Genomic DNA, 15,224 nt, shown 5'->3' on the forward strand with positions numbered 1-15,224 from the left:
TACAGATTTGATGCAAGCCCGGTAAACAAAGCGCCACCGGGCTATACCACGCTTACTCCTGGTCGCCCAGCAGTACCGATTCCAGCGCGATTTTGATCATATCGTTGAAGGTCGTCTGACGCTCAGCGGCAGTGGTCTGCTCGTGAGTACGGATGTGGTCGGAGACGGTGCAGATGGTCAGCGCTTTCGCGCCGAATTCTGCCGCCACGCCGTAGATCCCGGCCGCTTCCATTTCCACGCCCAGGATGCCGTATTTTTCCATCACGTCGAACATGGACGGGTCTGGCGTATAGAACAGGTCAGCGGAGAAGATGTTGCCTACGCGCGCGTCAACGCCCAGCGCTTTCGCCGCGTCTACCGCGTTACGCACCATGCCGAAATCGGCAATCGCCGCGAAATCATGGTCTTTGAAACGCAGACGGTTCACTTTAGAGTCGGTGCACGCGCCCATGCCGATCACCACGTCACGCAGTTTGACATCTTCACGCACCGCGCCGCAGGAGCCCACGCGGATGATTTTCTTCACGCCGAAATCGGTGATCAGCTCTTTAGTGTAGATAGAGCAGGATGGGATACCCATACCGTGGCCCATCACGGAGATTTTGCGGCCTTTATAAGTACCGGTGAAGCCCAGCATGCCGCGCACGTTGTTCACTTCACGCACGTCTTCAAGGAAGGTTTCTGCAATGTGCTTCGCGCGCAGCGGGTCGCCCGGCATCAAAACGACGTCAGCGAAATCGCCCATTTCTGCGTTAATGTGAGGAGTTGCCATCTTCAGTTCCTTTTACATTGTTGTTTTTGCCGGGTGGCGGCTACGCCTTACCCGGCCTACAAATCGTAGGCCCGGATCGCTGTGCGCCACCGGGCAATGACCTCAGAACATGGCTTTGCCATATTCCATGTCAGACGTACCAAAGTATTTCGCAATAGTCTGGCCGATGTCCGCGAAGGTTTCACGGTGACCGAGCGAACCCGGTTTCACTTTCGGGCCGTACACCAGCACCGGAATATGCTCGCGGGTATGGTCGGTACCGGTCCAGGTCGGGTCACAGCCATGGTCGGCGGTGAGGATCAGAATGTCGTCCTCGCCAACCAGCTCCATCAGCTCCGGCAGACGGCGGTCGAACAGCTCCAGACCCGCCGCGTAGCCGGCGACATCGCGACGGTGGCCCCAGGAGGAGTCAAAGTCGACGAAGTTAGTGAAGACGATGGTCTCGTCGCCCGCTTCCTTCATCTCTTTGATGGTCGCGTCGAACAGCGCGTCCAGCCCGGTGGCTTTCACTTTCTTAGTGATGCCGCAGTTGGCGTAGATGTCGGCGATTTTACCCACGGACACCACGTGGCCGTTCTTCTCGTCAACCAGCTTCTGCAGCACGGTCGGCGCCGGCGGTTCGACCGCCAGATCGTGACGGTTGCCGGTACGCTGGAAGTTACCGGCTTTGTCGCCGATAAACGGACGGGCGATGACGCGGCCAATGTTATAGCCGCCTTCGGTCAGCTCTTCACGCGCAATTTCGCACAGCTCATACAGCTTGTCGAGGCCAAAGGTCTCTTCGTGACAAGCGATCTGGAACACCGAGTCAGCGGAGGTATAGAAGATCGGTTTCCCGGTTTTCATATGTTCTTCGCCGAGCTGATCGAGGATCACCGTCCCGGAGGAGTGGCAGTTGCCGAGGTAGCCCGGCAGGTTGGCGCGTTTCACCAGCTTATCCAGCAGCTCCTGCGGGAAGCTGTTTTCATGGTCGCTAAAGTAGCCCCAGTCAAACAGCACCGGCACACCGGCGATTTCCCAGTGACCGGACGGCGTATCTTTACCAGAAGAGAGTTCATGCGCCCAGGCATAGGCACCAATCACTTCGGCATTGCCATCCATTCCGGCGGCAATTTTACCGGTAGAACCTTCATGCGCTTTCACCAGACCCAGACGGGTCAGGTTCGGTAAATTCAGCGGGCCTTTGCGGCCATTGTCAGCCTCGCCTTTGGCGCAGGCTTCCGCAATGTGGCCCAGCGTATCGGCGCCGACGTCGCCAAAGCGGTCTGCGTCTTCCGTTGCACCAATCCCAAAGGAGTCCAGCACCATGATAAATGCACGTTTCATCTTGTTCTCCATACATCTTGCGCTGCAAAAAAGCGATCAGATCAGTATATCGCTATTCAGTGATGCGGCGATAGACTGTCGGTGTAATTTCCGGGGCTTTATCGTCCAGTTTAATGGCCGCTTTGACCGCTTTCGCGGCCTCCTGCCAGCTGTTCTCGTCTTTGGCATGGATCACCGCCAGCGGACGCTGTCCGTCAACGTGGTCACCCAGACGCGCCATATCGGTAAAGCCAACGCTATAGTCAATGGTATCTGATGCCTGGCGGCGGCCGCCGCCCATAGAAACCACTGCCATTCCCAGCGCGCGAGTATCCATCGCGCTGATAAAACCTTCGGTATCAGCATAGACCGCTTTGCTCAGCATCGCCGTCGGCAGATAATGATCATAATTCTCGACAAAGTCGGTCGGCCCTTTCTGCGCCGCGACCATGCGGCCAAAGACTTCCGCCGCTTTACCGTTCTCCAGCACCGCCTGCAGCTTCGCGCGCGCCTCGGCGTCATCCGCCGCCAGCTTGCCGGAGATCAGCATTTCCACACACAGCGCCATCGTCACGTCGAACAGGCGTGGGTTGCGATATTCGCCGGTCAGGAACTGCACCGCTTCGCGAACTTCAACGGCGTTGCCGGCGCTGGATGCCAGCACCTGATTCATATCGGTCAGCAGCGCGGTGGTACGCACGCCGGCGCCGTTGGCAACACCCACGATCGCTTCGGCCAGCGCGGCAGAGAGTTCATAAGTCGGCATAAAGGCGCCGCTGCCGACTTTGACGTCCATCACCAGCGCGTCCAGCCCTTCCGCCAGTTTCTTGGCCAGAATCGAGGCGGTAATCAGCGGGATGGAGTCCACCGTCGCGGTAATATCGCGGGTGGCATAGAAACGTTTGTCGGCCGGAGCAAGCGAGCTGGTCTGCCCGATAATCGCCACGCCGACATCTTTAATAATCTCGCGAAAGCGGTTGTCGTCCGGGAAGATATCGAAGCCCGGGATCGCTTCCAGTTTATCCAGCGTACCGCCGGTATGGCCGAGGCCACGCCCGGAGATCATCGGTACATAACCGCCGCAGGCGGCCACCATTGGCCCCAACATCAGCGAGGTCACGTCACCCACGCCGCCGGTGGAGTGTTTATCGACGATCGGGCCGTTGAGGTTAAGGCTTTTCCAGTTGAGAACGGTGCCGGAATCCCGCATCGCCATGGTCAGCGAAACACGCTCCGGCATGGACATATCGTGGAAGAAAATGGTCATCGCCAGCGCGGCGATCTGCCCTTCTGAGATAGTATTGTCGCGGATGCCGTTGATGAAAAAGCGGATCTCTTCATCGCTTAATGCATGACCATCACGTTTTTTACGAATAATTTCTTGTGCGAGAAACACGGTAACCTCCCAAAGAGAATAAATTGCCGGATGACGGCGCGAGCGCCTTATCCGGCCTACAGGCATCCATTCGTAGGCCGGATAAGCGCAGCGCCATCCGGCAAATCAAGGGATTAGTAGCTGCTGGCGCTCTTGCCGTCGCCGTGACCCAGCGCTTTCAACAGGCTAGCCAGCAGGCTGGATGCGCCAAAACGATAGTGACGAGAATCGGCCCAGTCGGCGCCGAACAGTTCATCAGCGATCGCCAGGAACTGCTGCGCATCTTCCGCGCTGCGTACGCCGCCGGCAGGCTTGAAGCCAACGGTTTTCTCAACGCCCATATCGCGGATCACTTCCATCATGATGCGCGCGCTTTCCGGCGTCGCATTCACCGGCACTTTACCGGTCGAAGTCTTGATAAAGTCAGCGCCTGCCTTGATAGAGATTTCAGACGCTTTGCGGATCAGCGCTTCTTCTTTCAGCTCACCGGTTTCGATGATCACTTTCAGCAGCACGTTGGCCGCCGCGCAGGCCTCTTTACAGGCTTTCACCAGCTCGAAACCGACCTGCTCGTTGCCGGCGATCAGCGCGCGGTACGGGAAGACCACGTCCACTTCATCGGCACCGTAAGCGATCGCTGCGCGGGTTTCCGCCAGCGCAATGTCGATATCGTCATTACCGTGCGGGAAGTTGGTGACCGTGGCGATGCGAATATCCGGCGTTCCTTGCTCGTTCAGCGTTTTACGGGCAATCGGGATGAAGCGCGGGTAGATACACACCGCCGCAGTGTTACCCACCGGGGTTTTCGCCTGATGACACAGGGCAATGACTTTCTCATTGGTGTCGTCGTCATTCAGGGTGGTCAGGTCCATCAGTTTTAACGCGCGCAGGCTGCTTGCTTTTAAATCAGTCATTTCATACTCCGCCGGCGTCATGCCGGATCAATAGTTTGTTCACCTTGCGAGTCTGTTACTATTGTAACATCCACTCGCTGTTACACTTCGACATTCATCACAGTTAATGAAAACTACTTACTAATTTGCATTACTGTGATGTGATGTAAGTCACAATTAATCATCCGTCATCGCGACGCTTACCTTTACGTCCTGTTTAAGCATAACCGGCAAAGCGCAGTGAGTGATGATGTTATTATTCTAACATATCCTACTAAGGTTTCTCGACGCCATGGCGCACAATTTGTGCACATCGTCGCCATAAACAACAGTTTATTATTGAGATATAAAGAATTTTAGATGGACAAAAAAATGATGGAATTATCACAGCAGGCCAAAATCGAGGCCTGCTTCGTCTCAGGCGGAAAAGGAGAGGCTTAGCCCGCGAGCGCGGAAAAGAGGCTTTTTGTATTCGCCATCACCGCGGCTTCAATCGTCGGTGCCGGTTCCGCGCGCAGTTCACATAGCGCGTCAAATACGCGCGCCACCTGTTCAGGGCGGTTGGGCTGCCCCTGAAAACCATTCAGCGGCATATCCGGCGCATCGGTCTCCAGCAGCAGCGCGGAAAGCGGCAGACGCGCCATCACTTCGCGGGTTTTGCTGGCGCGCGGATAGGTAATAGTGCCGCCAACGCCAATCTTATAGCCGAGCTGAACGAAGCGCTCGGCCTGCTGTAGGCTGCCGGCGAAGCCATGTACCACGCCGGTGCGCGGCAGGGCATGTTTTTTCAGCAGCATCGCCAGCTTATCGTGGGTACGTCGGGAGTGGAGGATCACCGGCAGATCGTAACGCTTCGCCAGCCTCAGTTGCTCCTCCAGCAGCGCTTGCTGGCGGTCAAACTGCGGATCGTCGCGATAGAGATCGAGGCCAATCTCCCCCACCGCCACCAGTTTTGGCGGACGCAGGGACAGACACCTCTCCAGCTGCGCCAGCCCCTCATCGGCATGCTGCTCAATGACGATCGGATGCATGCCCAGCGCGGCGTACAGCGCCTCATGCTGCGCCGCCAGCGCCAGCACCCGGTTAAAACGCGCAGCGGAGATGGCCGGGACAATGATCTGCCCGACACCGACCTGGGCCGCGCGCGCCAGGCTGGCGGTTTCATCCTCGGCGAAGGGAGGAAAATCGAAGTGGCAGTGGGTATCGATAAAACGGTGGCTCATGCCAGATCCTCATGATCAAAGCTGGCGTCATTCGCCTGCGGTGCAGGAATGACAGTCGCCTGAGGCGCTTCATTGGCCACCGGTACGGGCGGCACCACCACCGGCGCAGGCCGGGCAATACGCGGCGCATGGCGCAGCAGCGGCGGCTGGTCGGCCAGCAGTTTACCCACCGTCGCCAGGAAATAGCGGCCACACTGACGTCCGGTTTTGTAGTCCTCCAGCAGCGCCGGCAATCGACTGCCAAGCGCCATACTGCGCAATGGCCGCTGCGGGTAGATTTCGAAGATCCGCAGCTTGCCGGGTGGCTTCTCGATGAACTGCTGGATAGCGCGGTAAGTGTTTTCGTGGTGGTGCACCAGATTGACCAGCGGCTGCAGGCTGCTCTCCCCCAGCCAGCGCTCCATCCGCTTAAACCACTGCGGGGTATAAAATATCTGCGAGGGGACGGTACGGATCACCACGATGGTCTGCGCGCCGCGGCGGGCCGCCTCCTGCACCGGGATCGCATCGCTGACGCCGCCGTCAAGGTAGCTGACGCCGTCGAGCAACACGCCGCTGCGATAAAAGCCGGGGATGGCGCTGGAGGCGCGGATCAGGTCCAGCCACGTTTGCGGCGTCGGCGAAAAATAGCTGGCAGAGTAATCGTCACCGCGGCAGGCGCACAGCCACAGCTCTTTCCCCAACGCGAACTGCGCTTCAGCATAATTCATGGCCAGCGGCATCTGCTGCGAAGTGGCCTCCACCAGCCAGTCGAGATCGATAAGGTTGCCGCCGCGCACAAAGCGCATCGGATCGAAAAACTGGCGTGAGGTGGTGTAGCGGGTGATAACTTTGCGGGCATAGCCTTGCTGATTACACATGTAGGCGGAGAGGTTTTGCGCGCCGGCGGAGGTCCCCAACATCAGATCAAAGGGGTTAAATCCGGCGCGCATAAATTCGTCCAGCACCCCGGCAGTAAAAATCCCTCGCTGTCCCCCGCCTTCGCATACCAGCGCCAGCTTACCTGGTCGGAAGGGTTTAACCGCCAGCGGGGCGATATTGCCCAGCGTGACGGGAATGCGTTGCCCCACCCTGCTTTCCTGTTCGATTGGTCTTCTCCTGACAAGGTAACGCAATTTGCCCACCGCTTAAACCGCGAAAGCCAGTCCGCAGGACTGGCTTTGTGTAAGATGACGTGTCAGTAAAAATGCTCAGGCTTCAGCATCGCCCGCATCGCGGGCCACCTAAGGACGTCTGCGTCCTGTAAACAGGCTCACCAGGAACAGGATAATCCCGACGACAAAGACGATTTTCGCGGCGCCAGCGGCAGTACCCGCCAGACCACCAAAGCCCAGGGCCGCAGCAATTAATGCAATGACCAGAAAAATAATTCCCCATCGAAACATACTTTTCTCCTTACCATAATGGACGGTGAACAGCGGTTTGCGCACCCTTTCTGTATAGCTCATCGCTCAGAGGATGCTGCTATTCGTTCGGCAACCTTGGCCAGACAACACTTTTGTTAATAACTCGATTTACTTAACGCTAAGATCGTTGCGGACGCTTTTCACGCCGGAGACCGCTTTCGCAATCTCTGCCGCACGCTCCGCCTGCGCCGCGGAAGCCACCGTACCGGTCAGATGCACCGCACCGGCGTTGGTTTCGACTTTCACATTGCGCGAAGGGACAATGTCATCCGCCAGCAGCTTGGCTTTCACTTCGCTGGTAATGGCGGTATCCCCGGCATAGCCTTTCAGCGTCGCCGTCTCGCTCGATGATTTATGATGGACCGTCAGCTTGTCGTTAACGTGCGAGACGCCTTCGACCCCTTTCGCTACGCTCAGTGCCTGACTTTTCTGTTCAGTACTGGTGACGTCGCCGCTGAGGGTGACCACTTTATTCTCTGTTTTCACCGAAATATCGCCGGAGTTAATATCTTTATGGTCGATCAACGCCGCTTTTACCCGCGCGGTAATGGTGCTGTCATCCATAAAATCGCCGACTTTATTAATCGAATTGTCTACCGCCTCTCCCGCATTGCTGGCAGCCGACTTCGCACTGTCTACCGTTGTTTTTTCCGTCTCTGCCGAGGCGTTCAACGCGGCTAAGCCTAAGAAGAGCGCCAGCAACATATTGGCATTCTTTAGTCTGGTCATCGTGATGTCCTCGTTTTTTCACCAGCGCTGGCGTCTGAAAGCAGTGAATTACGCCAGCATTTTTAAAATCACGAATTAAATATAGTAGACAGACGAAGGGGTTGCGGATGATATGGACAAAAAACAGACGAATTAGCGGTGTTTTAAGAACTTTCCAGAAGGAGGGAAACGCGAGCTTGGAAAGAAAAAAGCGCGGGCTATGCCGCGCTTCATCAGGGATTAGTGCTCGCGCGTTTTGCGGAACACCACGTCAGGATAACGCTCCTGCGTCAGGTTCAGGTTGACCATTGTCGGGGCGATATAGGTCAGATTATCGCCGCCATCCAGCGCCAGCTGAACTTCGTTTTTACGTTTGAACTCTTCGAATTTCTTCACATCCGTGGATTCAACCCAGCGCGCGGTGGCCACGTTGACCGATTCGTAAATCGCTTCCACGTTGTATTCGCTTTTCAGACGCGCTACCACCACGTCAAACTGCAGCACACCAACGGCGCCGACGATCAGGTCGTTATTGGCGATCGGACGGAAGACCTGTACCGCGCCCTCTTCAGAGAGCTGAACCAGCCCTTTCAGCAGCTGTTTCTGCTTCAGCGGATCCTTCAGGCGAATACGACGGAACAGTTCCGGTGCGAAGTTCGGAATACCGGTGAACTTCATCATCTCGCCCTGGGTGAAGGTATCGCCAATCTGAATGGTGCCGTGGTTATGCAGGCCGATAATATCGCCCGGATACGCTTCTTCAACGTGAGAACGGTCGCCGGCCATAAAGGTCAGCGCGTCGGAAATCACGACGTCTTTACCGATACGCACCTGACGCAGCTTCATGCCTTTTTCATATTTGCCGGACACCACGCGCATGAAAGCCACACGGTCGCGGTGTTTCGGGTCCATGTTGGCCTGAATTTTAAACACGAAGCCGGTAAATTTCTCTTCCGTGGCGGTGACTTCACGCGTGTCGGTGTTACGCGGCATCGGCGCCGGCGCCCACTCCACCAGGCCATCCAGCATATGGTCAACGCCGAAGTTACCTAACGCGGTCCCGAAGAACACCGGGGTGATTTCGCCCGCCAGGAACAGATCTTTATCGAACTCGTTTGACGCGCCCTGCACCAGCTCCAGCTCGTCGCGCAACTGCTGCGCCAGGTCTTCCCCCACCGCTGCGTCGAGTTCCGGGTTGTTGAGCCCCTTCACGATGCGCACTTCCTGAATGGTGTGGCCTTTACCGGTCTGATACAGGTAGGTTTCATCTTTGTAGAGATGATAAACGCCTTTGAACAGCTTGCCGCAGCCGATAGGCCAGGTAATCGGCGCGCAGCCGATTTTCAGCTCATTCTCAACTTCATCCAGCAACTCCATCGGATCGCGGATATCACGGTCGAGTTTGTTCATAAAGGTGAGGATCGGCGTGTCGCGCAGACGGGTAACTTCCATCAGCTTACGGGTCCGGTCTTCAACGCCTTTCGCCGCGTCGATCACCATCAGACAGCAGTCAACCGCCGTCAGAGTACGGTAGGTATCTTCGGAGAAGTCTTCGTGCCCCGGCGTATCCAGCAGGTTCACCAGGCAGTCGTGATACGGGAACTGCATCACCGAGGTGGTGATTGAGATCCCACGCTGCTTTTCCATCTCCATCCAGTCGGACTTTGCATGCTGGCTGGAGCCACGGCCTTTTACGGTACCGGCGGTCTGAATCGCCTGTCCGAACAGCAGCACCTTTTCGGTGATGGTGGTCTTACCGGCATCCGGGTGAGAAATAATGGCAAAAGTGCGGCGTTTGGCCACCTCTTGCAGATAAGGAGACAACGTCATAATTAATCTTCTAAGTAAACGCAGCAACGGGCTGCGCATGTGGAATACGAAAAATTGCGGCTATTTTACCCATCAATGGGGGGGAGGCAATCAGTGTTTACACAGGAGCTGCTCCAGTTCGCTTAACGAGGTCACCGTCCAGTCGGGCTGCAGGTCTACCGGCAGCGTTTGCTGGTGCGCATTCAGCCAGCAGGTCGCCAGGCCGGCATTCACGCCGCCGCGGATATCCGACTCAGCGGTATCACCGACCATCAGTACTCGCGAGCGCGGTGGATTACCCGCCTGCGCCAGCGCGTAATCGAAGATGCGCGCATCCGGCTTGGCGACGCCGACTTCTTCAGAAATAATCAGTAAATCAAAGTGATCGCGTAAACCTGTGCGTTCCAGACGAGTCTGCTGCAGCGAGGTAAAACCGTTGGTGATGATGCCCATCCTGACCTTGCCCTGCAGCGCGTTAAGCAGCGAGACCGCCCCCGGCAGCGGGGCACAGATTTCCGCCATCGCATTCATAAACGCGTCGTTGAGCTCACCCGGCTTAACATTCAAACGTTCCGCCCAGCTGTCAAAGCGCTGGTGCTGCAGCTGCAGCGAGGTGATGACGCCGTTTTGATAATCCACCCACAGCGGCTTATTCACGGCCTGATAGTCCTGAAAATCTTCGGCGGTAAATGTCACGCTGTAGTCGAGAAACATCCGCTGTAAGCCGCTGAAAGAATCAAACGAAAACAACGTTTCATCGGCATCAAAGAAAATCCAGTCCCATTTCATCGTATCACCTTGTCTTACATACTGATTGGCAGAGCCATAATGATGGCGTCTTCGCGCCCGTCGACCGTCGGATAGTAGTTGCGGCGGATGGTCGCTTCGTTAAAACCCACGCTTTCATAGAGCGCAATGGCGGCAGCGTTGGAAGCGCGCACCTCCAGCCACAGCGTGACGACGCCGCGTTTTTCAACTTCATCAATAACATGTTCCAGCAGTTCCCGTCCCAGGCCACGGCGCTGGTATGCGGGGTCGACGGCGATGTTAAACAGCGTCGCTTCATCAAGGACAATCTGAGTAATGGCAAATGCCGCCATTTCCCCATCCACTGCCAGTTGGTAATTCAGATAACGTTCACCCTGATTGCTGGCAAAGGTCTGTTCGCTCCACGGGAAAGCGTGGGCGCGTTTTTCGATTTGCCAGGCGTTGGATAAATCAGCCGTGCTGAGGGTAGAAATCGTGTTCATGTGCGCAGATTTGTTGCCAGAGCGCCCTGCGAGCAGGCGCGCTGGTCTGAAGTTCATCAAAAGCGGGGGTGGACACCTGGGCGCCCGCCAGCGGCAGCGACGCCTCTGTGCCCAACCGCCAGCTGTTGCAACGGCTGTCCTGCGGCAGCATCGCCACCCGCTCGGGGGTAAGCTGCAGGACCTGATCTGGCGTCACGGCCAGCGCGCGTAATATGTCGCCAATCAGCGGCTCTGTCAGCGACGGCGGGGTTTCTGCCACCATCACCAGACGAATATGTTCAGGAAGCGAGATAGCGATTTCGCCCTGCAACGCCCCCGGTCGGCGCAGCGACCACTGGGTAATGCCCAGCTGCTGTAATTGCCAGTCTCGTCGGGATGTCATAGCGAAACACTCCTGGTAAACAAGCGCGCAATATAGCAAATCCGTCGTATCTGCGCCAACAAACTACTATAATCGGCGCCAGTCTTAATGAAGGAGTGTTTCATGTCCGCTTTTACCCCGGCAAGTGAAGTCTTGCTGCGCCACAGTGATGATTTCGAGTCCGCCCGCGTTCTGTTTGCCGGTGACCTGCAGGATGACCTGCCTGCGCGTCTGGATACCGCGGCCAGCCGCGCTCATACCCAACAGTTCCACCACTGGCAGGTGCTGAACCGTCAGATGGGTGACAACGTCCGTTTTAGCTTAGTGGCCGAGGCCGCCGACGTCGCCGATTGCGACACCCTGATCTACTACTGGCCGAAGAACAAACCCGAGGCGCAGTTCCAGCTGATGAACCTGCTCTCTCTGCTGCCGGTGGGAATCGATATTTTCGTCGTCGGGGAAAACCGTAGCGGCGTTCGCAGCGCAGAGCAAATGCTGGCCGAATATGCCCCGCTGAATAAAATCGACAGCGCCCGTCGCTGTGGCCTCTACCATGGTCGTCTGGAAAAGCAGCCGACCTTCGACGCCGAAGCATTCTGGGGCGAGTATGCGCTGGATAATCTGACGATTAAAACGCTGCCTGGCGTGTTTAGTCGCGACGGTCTGGACGTCGGCAGTCAGCTGCTGCTGTCCACTCTCGAGCCGCATACCAAAGGGAAAGTGCTGGATGTCGGCTGCGGCGCGGGCGTGCTGGCCGCAGTGCTGGCCAGCCATTCGCCGAAGGTGCGTCTGACCCTGTGCGACGTCAGCGCCCCGGCGGTCGAAGCCAGCCGCGCGACGCTTGCCGCTAATGGTTTTGCAGGCGATGTGTTTGCCAGCAACGTCTTTTCGGAGGTCAATGGTCGCTTCGACATGATCATCTCCAACCCACCATTCCATGATGGGCTGCAGACCAGCCTCGAAGCGGCCCAGGCGCTGATCCGCGGCGCGGTTCGCCATCTGAACAGCGGCGGCGAACTGCGCATTGTCGCCAACGCCTTCCTGCCGTATCCCCAGGTACTGGATGAGACATTTGGCTTCCATGAAGTGATCGCCCAAACAGGACGCTTTAAGGTCTATCGCACCATCATGACCCGCCAGGCGAAAAAATAATCGTCTTCTGGCGCCAGCGGCCCACTTGCGGTGCCGCTGGCTCTTCTTCGCGGCAAACCCGACCATTTTTGCAGCAATCGATACAACCTGCATAATTAACTATTGACGTGCCGCCGAAAACCACTAGAATGCGCCTCCGTGGTAACGATACTTTCATAGTGTCGATGGTATGCGAAGGTGGCGGAATTGGTAGACGCGCTAGCTTCAGGTGTTAGTGTCCTTACGGACGTGGGGGTTCAAGTCCCCCCCCTCGCACCATAATCCACAAAGATATTGCTCGCACTGGGCGAAGGTGGCGGAATTGGTAGACGCGCTAGCTTCAGGTGTTAGTGTCCTTACGGACGTGGGGGTTCAAGTCCCCCCCCTCGCACCAACGAGGCAATATCCTAAAGAAAGAATACTGTGCGAAGGTGGCGGAATTGGTAGACGCGCTAGCTTCAGGTGTTAGTGTCCTTACGGACGTGGGGGTTCAAGTCCCCCCCCTCGCACCAATATTCTTTTCTCTTCCGGCATTATCCCCCCAGTTTAAAATCCAGAATCATCAGCATTATTCCACCAATCAATGCAACGCAAGATGGCAGCAGGATAAAATGGCGCAGTTGACGATGCCATATCATCGCTGCGGACATCAGCATGCCCACCGTGACCAGCGCCCGCCACACATCGGCCGAGACTCCGGCATACCCGAGAGCGGCAATCAGCACGCCGGGAACCACCACACCCCAACCACTCCCTAATGCCCGCTGCAACATGGTTTCACCTCTCAAAACGATAATGATAACCAATATCATATGATAACATTTATCATTTGTCATTTGCGATGTGCTTTGCGTCTTTTTCTTTACGTTCGCGGTAATGACATACATTCATGAAGGTGATAAATTAAGCGGATTATCGATATATATTAAATATTTTGCTTATTTTGCAAATAACCTTTTTTTGCACATTGTTATCAGACTCTTCATTTTTGGCTTTCATCATTTTGAAATTTAACGACTAATAATGATTCTTCCGATATGACTGCACAAACCTGGCGAGCACACTACGCACAAAAATATCAATATTCCTTACGGCTTTTTTTACTGCTTAATTTCATTTCCTCCTCTCTGTCGCTGGTCAGCCCACTATTTACGGTAGTTCGTTTTACGCTGCCCTGCGCCCTGATCGTGGCCTGCAGCGGGCTGTTGCTGCTCTGGCACTGGAAATGGCCGCAAGCGAAAATAAATATTCCGGCTATCTCGTTGTTATTTGGCATGCTCTGGGCATGGCACGTGGTGGCAAAAGCGATGCTATTGACACCGCCGCATTTTAACTATCTGGTAATCGCCCTATTAAGCATTCTGTTTATCGGCACCATCGCTTTTTCCAATAATATCACTGCCTTTACCCTTCACTCTTTACCGACTTTCCTTATCTGCCTGATAATGTCAGAGGGGGAACAATGGTTGCGCATGACCTACTGTTTTGTGCTGCCTATTGCCGGTATTACCCTGCAAAATATTATCCAGAAGCGCAACGATGCCTTCACGCAAGGATTAATGGATAAACTGATGCAGGAACGCAACACTCTCAACGATCTCAGTATGCTGGATCCCCTGACCGGTTTGTATAATCGCCGCGGGCTACAGAACCGCCTCGACACCCTGCTGGCGCTGGACGGCGACAACCACTTTGTGCTGCTCCTCGATATCGATCACTTTAAAGCCTATAACGACCACTATGGCCATATGATGGGCGACCAGGCGCTGATTCGCGTCTCTGCCGCGATCCGCAACGCCGTGCGCTCACGCGATATTGTCGCTCGTTTTGGTGGGGAAGAGTTTATGGTCCTGCTGACCAACAGCAGCGAGGAAACCGCCTGGCAGGCTGCCGAACGCATTCGCCAGCGGGTCTATGATCTGAAGATCCCGCATATGTTTAATGAAAGTGTCGCCACCAACGTGACCATCAGCATTGGCCTGACGCCGCTCATTGATGACAACATTGAGCAAGCGCTGGCACGAGCCGATGGCGCACTGTATGAGGCCAAAAATAAAGGACGCAATATTATTCTTGCCAGTTAGCTTTTCCTTCGCGCGCCGCGGTATCGCGGCGCCGACAAACTCCTTGCCATGCCGCCTGCAAACAACTAATATCAGGAATCATTATCATTTAGATTTGTATCTGGAAATCAAATGGCCTGGCGCTCCCTTTCTCTTAGCGACGAACTCATCTGGCGGGCTCCCTTCCCGACGGCTGAACGCGCGCTGGCGGAGAGTCTTCGGGCAAAAATCACTGCCCTGCGCCCTCATCTGCTGGATTTCCTGCGTCTGGATGAGCCTGCCCCGCCGCATGCGTTAACGCTCGCCGAGTGGTCGCAACCCATCGCGTTACGCTCCCTGCTGGCCATCTGGTCCGATCATATCTATCGTCATCAGCCCACGCAGCCGCGTGAACAGAAGCCCCTGCTCTCGCTCTGGGCCCAGTGGTATATCGGCCTGCTGGTGCCGCCGCTGATGCTGGCGCTGCTTAATGAACCGCAGGGACTCAGCCTGGCGCCAGAACATTTCCATGTCGAATTTCACGAGAGCGGTCGGGCTGCCTGCTTCTGGATTGATGTGCATAGCGATGCCAGGATAGCAGCGCTTTCACCGCAGGCGCGGATAGATGCCCTGGTGATTCGTACCCTGCAGCCGGTTGTTGAGGCGCTGGAAGCGACGGGCGAGATCACTGGCAAACTTATCTGGAGTAATACCGGCTATCTGATCAACTGGTATTTAGGTGAAATGCGCACGCAGCTGGGCGATGAGCAGGTCGCCGCTCTGCGTCAGCACTGCTTCTTTGAAAAACAGCTCGCCGATGGTCAGGATAACCCGCTGTGGCGAACGGTGGTGCTGCGTGAAGGGCTGTTAGTCCGACGCACCTGCTGCCAGCGCTATCGCCTGCCGGATGTCCAACAGTGCGGCGACTGCACGCTGAAATAACGCCCCC

The 15,224-nt window shown here is 56.1% G+C and carries 17 protein-coding genes and 3 tRNA genes; 7 read left to right on the forward strand and 13 right to left on the reverse strand.

The genetic code is table 11. The annotated features are described in order from the left end of the window. Positions 1-52 precede the first annotated feature (52 nt). The 12 genes from deoD to R0140_RS23435 form a co-directional block, all read right to left on the reverse strand. Positions 53-772: a purine-nucleoside phosphorylase gene (gene deoD / locus R0140_RS23380; RefSeq protein WP_004886539.1), complete on the reverse strand. Its 720-nt coding sequence runs from the start codon at positions 770-772 to the stop codon at positions 53-55. Positions 773-874: 102 nt separating this feature from the next. Then, entirely contained in the window at positions 875-2,098 is a 1,224-nt protein-coding gene (deoB, locus tag R0140_RS23385) for a phosphopentomutase (RefSeq protein ID WP_016160264.1), read from the reverse strand. 52 nt (positions 2,099-2,150) lie between these two features. Continuing rightward, positions 2,151-3,473: a thymidine phosphorylase gene (deoA, locus tag R0140_RS23390; protein ID WP_022065752.1), complete on the reverse strand. Its 1,323-nt coding sequence runs from the start codon at positions 3,471-3,473 to the stop codon at positions 2,151-2,153. A 113-nt stretch (positions 3,474-3,586) separates the two neighbouring features. Continuing rightward, on the reverse strand, positions 3,587-4,366 hold the full coding sequence (gene deoC / locus R0140_RS23395) for a deoxyribose-phosphate aldolase (RefSeq protein WP_002887784.1): 780 nt from the start codon (positions 4,364-4,366) through the stop codon (positions 3,587-3,589). A 416-nt stretch (positions 4,367-4,782) separates the two neighbouring features. Further along, positions 4,783-5,568, reverse strand: a complete 786-nt coding sequence (locus R0140_RS23400) for a metal-dependent hydrolase (protein ID WP_008807526.1) — start codon at positions 5,566-5,568, stop codon at positions 4,783-4,785. Then, positions 5,565-6,638 (reverse strand): patatin-like phospholipase family protein, encoded by a 1,074-nt coding sequence (locus R0140_RS23405; RefSeq protein WP_317703909.1) that lies wholly within the window; start codon positions 6,636-6,638, stop codon positions 5,565-5,567. Before R0140_RS23405 ends, R0140_RS23400 begins: the two co-directional genes overlap by 4 nt. Positions 6,639-6,791: 153 nt before the next feature. Beyond that, on the reverse strand, positions 6,792-6,953 hold the full coding sequence (locus R0140_RS23410; protein WP_002887716.1) for a DUF1328 domain-containing protein: 162 nt from the start codon (positions 6,951-6,953) through the stop codon (positions 6,792-6,794). A gap of 129 nt (positions 6,954-7,082) precedes the next feature. Further along, positions 7,083-7,703, reverse strand: a complete 621-nt coding sequence (osmY, locus tag R0140_RS23415; protein WP_008807528.1) for a molecular chaperone OsmY — start codon at positions 7,701-7,703, stop codon at positions 7,083-7,085. A gap of 219 nt (positions 7,704-7,922) precedes the next feature. Then, positions 7,923-9,512, reverse strand: coding sequence for a peptide chain release factor 3 (gene prfC / locus R0140_RS23420; RefSeq protein WP_008807529.1), 1,590 nt, complete (start codon positions 9,510-9,512; stop codon positions 7,923-7,925). A 90-nt stretch (positions 9,513-9,602) separates the two neighbouring features. Beyond that, positions 9,603-10,280, reverse strand: a complete 678-nt coding sequence (gene yjjG / locus R0140_RS23425; RefSeq protein WP_008807530.1) for a pyrimidine 5'-nucleotidase — start codon at positions 10,278-10,280, stop codon at positions 9,603-9,605. 14 nt (positions 10,281-10,294) lie between these two features. Beyond that, positions 10,295-10,741, reverse strand: a complete 447-nt coding sequence (gene rimI, locus R0140_RS23430) for a ribosomal protein S18-alanine N-acetyltransferase (protein ID WP_008807531.1) — start codon at positions 10,739-10,741, stop codon at positions 10,295-10,297. Next, positions 10,710-11,123, reverse strand: coding sequence for a DNA polymerase III subunit psi (locus R0140_RS23435; RefSeq protein ID WP_004146046.1), 414 nt, complete (start codon positions 11,121-11,123; stop codon positions 10,710-10,712). The genes rimI and R0140_RS23435 overlap by 32 nt, the downstream gene beginning before the upstream one ends. A gap of 102 nt (positions 11,124-11,225) precedes the next feature. Between R0140_RS23435 and rsmC the strand changes: the two genes are divergently transcribed. The 4 genes from rsmC (at position 11,226) to R0140_RS23455 (ending at position 12,745) form a co-directional block, all read left to right on the forward strand. After that, positions 11,226-12,254, forward strand: a complete 1,029-nt coding sequence (gene rsmC, locus R0140_RS23440) for a 16S rRNA (guanine(1207)-N(2))-methyltransferase RsmC (RefSeq protein WP_012542927.1) — start codon at positions 11,226-11,228, stop codon at positions 12,252-12,254. Positions 12,255-12,425: 171 nt separating this feature from the next. Then, a tRNA-Leu gene (locus tag R0140_RS23445) sits at positions 12,426-12,512 on the forward strand. 28 nt (positions 12,513-12,540) lie between these two features. Then, positions 12,541-12,627 (forward strand) — tRNA-Leu (locus R0140_RS23450). Between the two features lie 31 nt (positions 12,628-12,658). After that, positions 12,659-12,745, forward strand: a tRNA-Leu gene (locus tag R0140_RS23455). A gap of 21 nt (positions 12,746-12,766) precedes the next feature. On the opposite strand, the gene R0140_RS23460 is transcribed toward R0140_RS23455, so the two are convergent. After that, positions 12,767-13,006 (reverse strand): DUF1435 domain-containing protein, encoded by a 240-nt coding sequence (locus tag R0140_RS23460; RefSeq protein ID WP_012542928.1) that lies wholly within the window; start codon positions 13,004-13,006, stop codon positions 12,767-12,769. 70 nt (positions 13,007-13,076) lie between these two features. Between R0140_RS23460 and R0140_RS23465 the strand changes: the two genes are divergently transcribed. From R0140_RS23465 to fhuF, 3 genes are all read left to right on the forward strand, one after another. Further along, positions 13,077-13,247 carry a hypothetical protein gene (locus R0140_RS23465; protein ID WP_012542929.1) on the forward strand — a complete coding sequence of 57 codons (171 nt, stop codon included), beginning with the start codon at positions 13,077-13,079 and terminating at the stop codon, positions 13,245-13,247. A 23-nt stretch (positions 13,248-13,270) separates the two neighbouring features. Continuing rightward, positions 13,271-14,317, forward strand: a complete 1,047-nt coding sequence (locus R0140_RS23470; RefSeq protein WP_008807534.1) for a GGDEF domain-containing protein — start codon at positions 13,271-13,273, stop codon at positions 14,315-14,317. 111 nt (positions 14,318-14,428) lie between these two features. After that, on the forward strand, positions 14,429-15,217 hold the full coding sequence (gene fhuF, locus R0140_RS23475; protein ID WP_117122479.1) for a siderophore-iron reductase FhuF: 789 nt from the start codon (positions 14,429-14,431) through the stop codon (positions 15,215-15,217). Positions 15,218-15,224: the final 7 nt, after the last annotated feature.

The organism is Klebsiella sp. w6 (genome assembly GCF_033100215.1).
GTDB lineage: Bacteria > Pseudomonadota > Gammaproteobacteria > Enterobacterales > Enterobacteriaceae > Klebsiella > Klebsiella variicola.